General features: G+C 42.7%; 8 protein-coding genes. 1 reads left to right on the forward strand and 7 read right to left on the reverse strand.

The annotated features are described in order from the left end of the window. Positions 1-224 (reverse strand): NAD(P)-binding protein (locus QZ147_RS07910; protein ID WP_295149019.1); only part of this gene is annotated, 224 nt, incomplete at its 3' end. Between the two features lie 84 nt (positions 225-308). Further along, positions 309-953: a Crp/Fnr family transcriptional regulator gene (locus tag QZ147_RS07915; protein ID WP_295149022.1), complete on the reverse strand. Its 645-nt coding sequence runs from the start codon at positions 951-953 to the stop codon at positions 309-311. Positions 954-1036: 83 nt separating this feature from the next. Here QZ147_RS07915 and QZ147_RS07920 point away from each other — a divergent pair, with 83 nt between their 5' ends. Beyond that, positions 1037-1996 carry an SLAC1 anion channel family protein gene (locus QZ147_RS07920; protein WP_103580277.1) on the forward strand — a complete coding sequence of 320 codons (960 nt, stop codon included), beginning with the start codon at positions 1037-1039 and terminating at the stop codon, positions 1994-1996. A gap of 20 nt (positions 1997-2016) precedes the next feature. Here the strand turns inward: QZ147_RS07920 and QZ147_RS07925 are convergent, their stop codons facing one another. The 5 genes from QZ147_RS07925 to QZ147_RS07945 all read right to left on the reverse strand — a co-directional run bounded on the left by QZ147_RS07925 (position 2017) and on the right by QZ147_RS07945 (position 6160). Next, positions 2017-2868 carry a hypothetical protein gene (locus tag QZ147_RS07925; RefSeq protein ID WP_103580278.1) on the reverse strand — a complete coding sequence of 284 codons (852 nt, stop codon included), beginning with the start codon at positions 2866-2868 and terminating at the stop codon, positions 2017-2019. 188 nt (positions 2869-3056) lie between these two features. Beyond that, positions 3057-3953, reverse strand: coding sequence for a DUF4299 family protein (locus QZ147_RS07930; protein WP_295149029.1), 897 nt, complete (start codon positions 3951-3953; stop codon positions 3057-3059). A 19-nt stretch (positions 3954-3972) separates the two neighbouring features. Next, on the reverse strand, positions 3973-4332 hold the full coding sequence (locus QZ147_RS07935; RefSeq protein WP_072594648.1) for a DsrE family protein: 360 nt from the start codon (positions 4330-4332) through the stop codon (positions 3973-3975). Positions 4333-4406: 74 nt separating this feature from the next. Next, positions 4407-5006 (reverse strand): LysE family translocator, encoded by a 600-nt coding sequence (locus QZ147_RS07940; RefSeq protein ID WP_295149038.1) that lies wholly within the window; start codon positions 5004-5006, stop codon positions 4407-4409. 107 nt (positions 5007-5113) lie between these two features. Further along, positions 5114-6160 (reverse strand): type II asparaginase, encoded by a 1047-nt coding sequence (locus QZ147_RS07945; RefSeq protein ID WP_295149042.1) that lies wholly within the window; start codon positions 6158-6160, stop codon positions 5114-5116. Positions 6161-6219: the final 59 nt, after the last annotated feature.

The following is a 6219-nucleotide window of genomic DNA, read 5'->3' on the forward strand; positions in this document are numbered from 1 at the left end:
TAGTAAAATTTCTCGTCTTTATCCACGAGAATTACCTTGGCGTTAGGCATATCTCTTCTAAGTTTAGCCGCCAACGCGATACCGCTAAGTCCCGCGCCTATTATGACGATTTTAGAATTTATATCGTCGTTTTCGTCGCCCGTTGCCGAGCAACCGCTCATACCAGCGGCTAGTCCCGCAGCCCCCATTAGCTTTAAAGCGTCTCTTCTTTGCAGTCCTTTCATAAATTCTCCTTTCAAACGAGTTTATGAAATGCTACATAAAAAAGGCCGCTCTCTCCGTAACAAAGTTACCTTAAAACGAGAATCTTAAGAAACAAGCCTTATTTCGCCGCGGCTTTGCGTTATTTGCCCGCTTCTCTCAAGCTCTTTTAGCACCCTAGATACCGCTTCTCTAGCGCTTCCTAGATGATTCGCCAGCTCTTCGTGAGTTATTTTTATAAAATTTTCGTTTAGGTTTTCGATGCTTTGGGATAAAAAATTCATAATCCGCGCCGAAAGCGGCGAAAACAAAGCCTGTTCCATAACGTTTATCATTCTGGCAAACCGATCGGCTACGATTTTTAGAGTAAAATTTAAAATGCTCGGATATTTTTCTTTAAGAGGTTTGTAAATTCGCGCCGGAATAACGATGATCTCGCTATCTTGCTCGATTTCGACGCTTACTTTATTTTCTAGCGAATTTATAGAACACGTATCGCACAGCACGCAACTCTCGTCTTTAGTTAGTCTAAATATCGTTATTTCCTTTGCGCTAGACGACACGAACGCCCTTAAAACGCCTTTTAGTATAAGGATAAATCCTAAGCAATCGTTTCCGGAGTAAAATATATCGCCCCTTTTTACGGTTTTTAGATACGCGTTAGCAAAGATCGCATTTAGATCCTCGCTTGCTAGATCGAAATTATTCGTAAACCTCTCGCGCAAAATTTCTTTTAACTCTTCGCTTAGCATTTTGCCCTTTCGTGACTTCGTTACAAAAATTTAACCTTATTATAGGTAATATTGCATAAAAATTTAATACGAAAAGAAAAACAATGCACGACGTTAAGCAAAACGACTCACAAAGCAAAATAAAATCGCTTCCGATTATGCTTTTTGCCGGTACTATGGGGCTTGGAGGGCTTTGCGCGGCTTATAAGAAATTAAGCGAGATATTTGATTTGCCCGGCGAGATATTCTCGGCGCTTAGAGCGCTAGACTGCACGGTATTTTGCCTACTTTCGGCGTTTTACCTCTTTAAACTTTTAAAATTTAAAGAAGAAGTAAAGGCCGAATTTTCGCACCCTATAAAGATAAATTTTTTCGGCGGATTTATTATTTCGCTTTTTCTTTTAGCTCTAGCCTACAAAGACGCGCCGCTACTATACTACTCGCTTTTTTACGCGGCTTTAGGCTTGCAGACGATTTTTACGCTTTACGTAATTTCTTTTTGGATCGACGAAAAATTCGATATCGCGACGCTAAATCCGGCATGGTTTATCCCCGTAGTGGGCAACTTGCTAATCCCGATCATAGCCGAAAAATCTCAAGCGATCTGGTATTATTTTAGTTTGGGGCTATTTTTCTGGATTATTTTATTCGCCGTTATATTTTACAGGCTAGTCTTTTGCGATAAGTTAGCCGACAAATTCGTCCCGACGCTAGTCATTACGCTAGCGCCGCCGGCTATGGCGTTTTTAGGATACGTAAAATTAACCGAGCGATTCGACGCTTTTGCGGCGATACTGCTTAATATAAACGTATTTTTCGCCGCGCTTATACTTTTTTCGTATAAAAGATTTATTAAACTCAAATTCGCCCTATCGTGGTGGGCTTTTACCTTCCCGACGGCCGCTAGCTCCATAGCGTTTTTAAAAGCTTACGAAATTACGCAAAGCGATTTTTACTTAGTTTTAGGCGTCGGCGCTTTTGCGGCTCTAGTCGCTTCGATTTTGATAGTCGGATTTTTAACGGTTAAATCCATAATAAACGGCGAAATTTTTTCGGAAAAATAGCCTTAGCTCAAAAATTTACTTTAGTAGTATTCGTAGCTGATTTCTAGCTTTTTATATAGGCCGATTTCCGTTATGTCGCCGTTTTCGTAGTATTTGTCCGCGGGCTTAAATTTGACCGAGGTTTTATGCGTCAAATTTCCCCGCTCGTCCCTGATTATATCCTTAAACTGCAAGATTTGCCCGATTTTTGCCTGCGAACCGAAGTAATTTACCGACGTATACTCCATCTCGTCGCCGTTTGCGGCGTAGTAATAAACCCATTTTGAGCCCGGGGCTTGCGTGATTTTTTCGTATTCGCCGTTTGGCTTGCGCTCGAAGCTTATCTCTATGCCGTGGCGCAGCTCCATATTATTTTCTATCCGCGTTAAAACGCCCTTTTCGTCGTAGACGTAGCTATCGTCCGTCACTAGCGTCCCGCCCGAATACGCCGCTCTAGCGATCATTTTGCCGTCCTTGCCGTAGGTAATTTTCTCCATTCGGGGATAAAATTTATCCTCCACGTGCTGTTCTTTGGCCGTCGCGACTAAATTTTCGCCGTCAAATTCGTATTCGTAGAGATAAACGGCGCTATCTTGATACTTTTTGCGCACTAGCCCGTCTTTGCCGTACTCAAACAAAACCGAGCCGTTCGGTACGCCGTTTATATGCTCGGTTTCTTGCACTATATAGCCGTTTTCGTTAAACTCCGTCCGCTTTACGCGCGTATTTTCTAGCGTCCCGGAGCCGTCCATAGAGTATTCATACTCCGTAGCCGTCATGCTTTTTACCTCGCCTTTTAGCTCTCTTTTGCTCCAGTCGTTTTGCGGTAAAACGGTCGAGTTTAGATAACAAACCGCCGATACCGCCGCTAAAATAGCCTTTAAAATTTTCATTTTTATCCTTTTTCAAATCACGCAAAGCCTAGATTAGTTTGGGTTAAAATTTCGCCTAATTTAGCCAAAAAGCGGCAATACCGGTAAATTCTATCTTTTACGAGTTTGAATCCGCGCTTGAAACCGATTTAAATTTTTAAGCAAGCCTGAGGCAATTTTCATTTCCGGGCGGTTTATCAAATTTAAGCCTAAGCCTCATTTGCCTTTTTAAAAATTTCTCTCATCTCTTCTTCGCTAAGCGGCTCAACTAGTATATTTGCGGCGTCTATGAAGCGATATTTTTCTTTTGGCAGATTTGCCATAAAAGCGCCATATTCACATTCGCCGAGCACGTGCGCGTCCCTATCGTCTACGCCGACTACTAGCGTAAGTATCCAGCGCGAGACCTTGCGCTCTCCTAGAACTTCTTGCGCTTGCCACGAAGGGGATGGAGCGTAAGGCAAGATAGTCGGTAAATTTTCGCTAAGCGTATACGCGCCAAAAATTTCGCTACCGTCTTTATCTTCGTATAAATTCTCTCTTGCGCTATAAGCGTCAAGATACTGCACCTGCCTCATCATCTCATCGAATTTAGCCGCAGGGCCGGCGCTTGCAAAAATTTCATCTATCATAACCGCATCAAACGCCACGTCGCGCTCCAGGCCAGAGATATAAAGCGTTTGATTTTTCTCTTTTGTCTCCTTTAGAGCCTCAAGTCCCCACATTATGTCGGCTTCATAATCAAATTTTAAAATTTGCTCGCTATCGTAAATTTCTTTATTGTCGCGCTCTATTTTCGAGCCGGTTTTGGCTGAAATTTTAGAAAGAAACAAAATCGCCGTCTGCCAGTCGCCAACGCCGCTTGGAGTACAGACTCGGACGATATATTTGCCGTCTTCATAGTTTAGTTCAAAGCCGCGAGCGCTCTTTTGCCATACGCCAGCAATCATCACGTTTTCGTTTAGCGAAAGCTCGCTCGGCTCGTCGTTTTGGCTATTAAAAAAGCAAAATCCCTCTATAAACTCTGAAATTTCGCGCTCGCTTAGCGCCTTTTCATATCCGCCCAAAAGCTTCTTTTTATTTTTTACCTTAAATGTTACGCTCATAAATTCTCTTTCGCCTACTCTAAAACGTCATCGCTTGATCGCACTGCCTAACCCACTCGGACAAGATATCCATGCTGCCTTTCACCTCAGCCTCGAAGTAAGGCTCTCCTGCATGCAAACCGCACCTCGTTTGACAGCTACCGCAAACCTTTAGCATAGCACCGCTAGCGTAAAGCTCTTTTAACATCGCTACTAGATCTACGTCGTAGTTTTCCGGCTTTTTTGTGCTATTTCGCGCAAGATCGACTGCGTCGTTCATTAGAAAAATTCTAACCTCTTCGCCTTTTTCTTTTAGCGTTTTAGCTAGCCTTAATGCGTTGTAAGCATTATCGGTACCGTTGTATGGTTGATTTGTAAGTATAAATAGAAATTTTTTCATCTTTTTCTCCTTTTGCCAAAAATGTAGCGCAAACCGAGCAAATTTTAGCCAAGCTATATAAAAAGAGGCTAAATTTATCTAAATAGCAAAAGTATGCCGATGCCACAGACTATAACGGCGGTGCAAATTTCAAGTAGTCTTAGGTGTATTTGTAAAAATTTCTTTAGCATAGCTCCGCCGAGTGCGTAGATATTTAGCGAGCAAAACTCGATAAAAACGAGCGTAACCGTGATAGAGAGTATGCGCGGCAGGCTAAAAGGATCGTTCGCATCCAAAAAAGTCGGCAGCAAGGCGGAGAGAAAAATCCATGCCTTAGGATTTGAGATACAGACCACGGCGCCGTTTAAAAACATCTGCTTTTTGCTCGGCAGCTGCGAGACCTTCGTGATGCTAAGCTCGCCCCTGCCAAAAAGAAGTATCGCGCCAAGATAGAGCATATAAAGGCCCGCGATGATATTTAGCGCCTTAAATGCGTACTCAAAGTGATGTAGCACCGCGCCCACGCCAAGCATACAGCAAAACGCCACGAAAGCAAGCGAAAGAAGCTGCCCGGTCATCATAATAAGCGAGTACTTATAACCAAAGCTCATACCGATACTCATCGCATAGGTCATGTTAATACCGGGCATTAGCGAGATAGGAGCAAGCGTGACGAAAAAGAGTAAGAAGTCCATAAAAAGCCTTGAAATTTAGCTAACAAATATAAAAATTTAATCCATAAATCAGATCCAGCGATCAAATTTATAGCTTAAATTTAAAAGGCGGACCAAGCCGCCTCTTTTTAGTGAGTTAAGAAATACTCTTGAATTCTGGCTTTGTCGCTTGTTTTTGTAAGCGCAAGCATCAAAAGCACTCTAGCTTTTTGCGCGTTTAGGTTGTCGCTTGTTAAAAAGCCGTATTTTGCGTCGTTCACCTCGCCGTTCATAGTCGTTTCGCCGCTTCCTACACGTGAGTCACGAACTACCACTACGCCAGCTTTTGAAGCCTCGCCAAGTGCGTCAAGCACGCTAAAGTAAGGGTTGCCGTTGCCAAGGCCAGCGCTAATTATACCTTTTACTCCATTTTTAACAGCTACATTTACAAAGTCAGGGTTGTCATTTGCGTGAGAGTAGATGATATCAACTCTTGGAAGCTCTTTTACGCCCTCTAGGTCAAATGCTGAGCTTGCTGTGTGTTTTCTGATCGGATTCATATAGTATTTTACGTTGCCATAAAAGACTGTGCCGATCTTACCGCTGTTTGGTGATTTAAATGTATCAACGCCTGTTGTGTTGGTTTTGGTTACCTCACGAGCCGCGTGAATTTCATCATTCATAGTGACCACAACACCCTTGCCTACGCTATCTTTACTAATAGCTACGTTTACAGCGTTAAATAAATTTAGTGGACCGTCTGCGCTTAGTGAGCCGCTATTTCTCATCGCACCTACAAGCACAACTGGTTTGTCGCTTTTAACTACTAAATTTAGAAAGTAAGCTGTCTCCTCCATAGTATCTGTGCCGTGAGTAACGACGATACCATCAGCCTTGCCACTGTTTAGAAGTTCGTTGATTCTATTTGCAAGCTTTAGCCAAACTTCATTGTTCATATCCTGTGAGCCGATATTTGAAATTTGCTCACCTTTTATGGTAGCGATCTTGTTGATATCTGGCACGGCTGCGATTAGTTTATCGACCGTAACAGTTCCAGAAGTATAGCTCGAATCAAGCGATCCTGAGCCGCTTCCTGCTATCGTTCCACCAGTAGCTAGGATGTAGATGGTTGGCTTAGCAACCGCTAAAGTAGCACCTAAAATCATGAGTAACACCGCCTTAAAGATTAAACGCATTTTAGCTCCTTTGCATTAAAATTTGCAAAGTCATTATAATGCCATTTATTTAAAAAAAT

Source organism: uncultured Campylobacter sp., assembly GCF_905371695.1.
In the GTDB taxonomy this organism is placed as follows: Bacteria; Campylobacterota; Campylobacteria; order Campylobacterales; family Campylobacteraceae; genus Campylobacter_A.

What these genes read in the sequence shown, in the direction of transcription:
- QZ147_RS07915 (WP_295149022.1), bottom strand. Translation starts at nt 953, where the DNA reads ATGCTAAGCGAAGAGTTAAAAGAAATTTTGCGCGAGAGGTTTACGAAT.
- QZ147_RS07920 (WP_103580277.1), top strand. Translation starts at nt 1,037, where the DNA reads ATGCACGACGTTAAGCAAAACGACTCACAAAGCAAAATAAAATCGCTT.
- QZ147_RS07925 (WP_103580278.1), bottom strand. Translation starts at nt 2,868, where the DNA reads ATGAAAATTTTAAAGGCTATTTTAGCGGCGGTATCGGCGGTTTGTTAT.
- QZ147_RS07930 (WP_295149029.1), bottom strand. Translation starts at nt 3,953, where the DNA reads ATGAGCGTAACATTTAAGGTAAAAAATAAAAAGAAGCTTTTGGGCGGA.
- QZ147_RS07935 (WP_072594648.1), bottom strand. Translation starts at nt 4,332, where the DNA reads ATGAAAAAATTTCTATTTATACTTACAAATCAACCATACAACGGTACC.
- QZ147_RS07940 (WP_295149038.1), bottom strand. Translation starts at nt 5,006, where the DNA reads ATGGACTTCTTACTCTTTTTCGTCACGCTTGCTCCTATCTCGCTAATG.
- QZ147_RS07945 (WP_295149042.1), bottom strand. Translation starts at nt 6,160, where the DNA reads ATGCGTTTAATCTTTAAGGCGGTGTTACTCATGATTTTAGGTGCTACT.